The sequence below is a fragment of the Streptomyces sp. NPDC107538 genome (assembly GCF_055657445.1).
Genome location: NZ_JBVKAY010000035.1, coordinates 1,739 through 3,484 on the forward strand (window position 1 = coordinate 1,739; position 1,746 = coordinate 3,484).

Annotated in this window: 1 rRNA gene (running past one end of the window); it reads left to right on the forward strand. The window is 58.0% G+C overall.

Annotated features, from left to right (window positions below):
- Window positions 1-42: 42 nt before the first annotated feature.
- A 23S ribosomal RNA gene (locus ACZ7MG_RS43665) occupies window positions 43-1,746 on the forward strand; it runs 1,494 nt beyond the window's last position.

Below are 1,746 nucleotides of genomic sequence, written 5' to 3' on the forward strand. Positions count from 1 at the left end.
TGGTCGTTGTTTGAGAACTGCACAGTGGACGCGAGCATCTGTGGCCAAGTTTTTAAGGGCGCACGGTGGATGCCTTGGCACCAGGAACCGATGAAGGACGTGGGAGGCCACGATAGGCCCCGGGGAGTCGTCAACCAGGCTTTGATCCGGGGGTGTCCGAATGGGGAAACCCGGCAGTCGTCATGGGCTGTCACCCATACCTGAACACATAGGGTATGTGGAGGGAACGCGGGGAAGTGAAACATCTCAGTACCCGCAGGAAGAGAAAACAACCGTGATTCCGGGAGTAGTGGCGAGCGAAACCGGATGAGGCCAAACCGTATGCGTGTGAGACCCGGCAGGGGTTGCGTATACGGGGTTGTGGGATCTCTCTTTCACAGTCTGCCGGCTGTGAGGCGAGTCAGAAACCGTTGATGTAGGCGAAGGACATGCGAAAGGTCCGGCGTAGAGGGTAAGACCCCCGTAGCTGAAACATCAGCGGCTCGTTTGAGAGACACCCAAGTAGCACGGGGCCCGAGAAATCCCGTGTGAATCTGGCGGGACCACCCGCTAAGCCTAAATATTCCCTGGTGACCGATAGCGGATAGTACCGTGAGGGAATGGTGAAAAGTACCGCGGGAGCGGAGTGAAATAGTACCTGAAACCGTGTGCCTACAAGCCGTGGGAGCGTCGCGCATCAAGCTTGCTTGGTGCGTCGTGACTGCGTGCCTTTTGAAGAATGAGCCTGCGAGTTTGCGGTGTGTTGCGAGGTTAACCCGGGTGGGGTAGCCGTAGCGAAAGCGAGTCCGAACAGGGCGTTTTAGTAGCACGCTCAAGACCCGAAGCGGAGTGATCTAGCCATGGGCAGGTTGAAGCGGAGGTAAGACTTCGTGGAGGACCGAACCCACCAGGGTTGAAAACCTGGGGGATGACCTGTGGTTAGGGGTGAAAGGCCAATCAAACTCCGTGATAGCTGGTTCTCCCCGAAATGCATTTAGGTGCAGCGTCGTGTGTTTCTTGCCGGAGGTAGAGCACTGGATAGGCGATGGGCCCTACCGGGTTACTGACCTTAGCCAAACTCCGAATGCCGGTAAGTGAGAGCGCGGCAGTGAGACTGTGGGGGATAAGCTCCATGGTCGAGAGGGAAACAGCCCAGAGCATCGACTAAGGCCCCTAAGCGTACGCTAAGTGGGAAAGGATGTGGAGTCGCAGAGACAACCAGGAGGTTGGCTTAGAAGCAGCCACCCTTGAAAGAGTGCGTAATAGCTCACTGGTCTAGTGATTCCGCGCCGACAATGTAGCGGGGCTCAAGCGTACCGCCGAAGTCGTGTCATTCCAGCAGATACCCCCAACGGGGGCTGGGATGGGTAGGGGAGCGTCGTGTGCCGGGTGAAGCCGCGCCGGAAGGCAGTGGTGGACGGTTCACGAGTGAGAATGCAGGCATGAGTAGCGATACACACGTGAGAAACGTGTGCGCCGATTGACCAAGGGTTCCTGGGTCAAGCTGATCTGCCCAGGGTAAGTCGGGACCTAAGGCGAGGCCGACAGGCGTAGTCGATGGATAACCGGTTGATATTCCGGTACCCGCTGTGAAGCGTCAAACATCGAACCAGGCGATGCTAAGTCCGTGAAGCCGTCCCGGAGCCTTCGGGCAAAGGGAAGTGGTGGAGCCGACGAACCAGACTTGCAGTAGGTGAGTGATGGGGTGACGCAGGAAGGTAGTCCATCCCGGGCGGTGGTTGTCCCGGGGTAAGGGTGTAGGCCGGT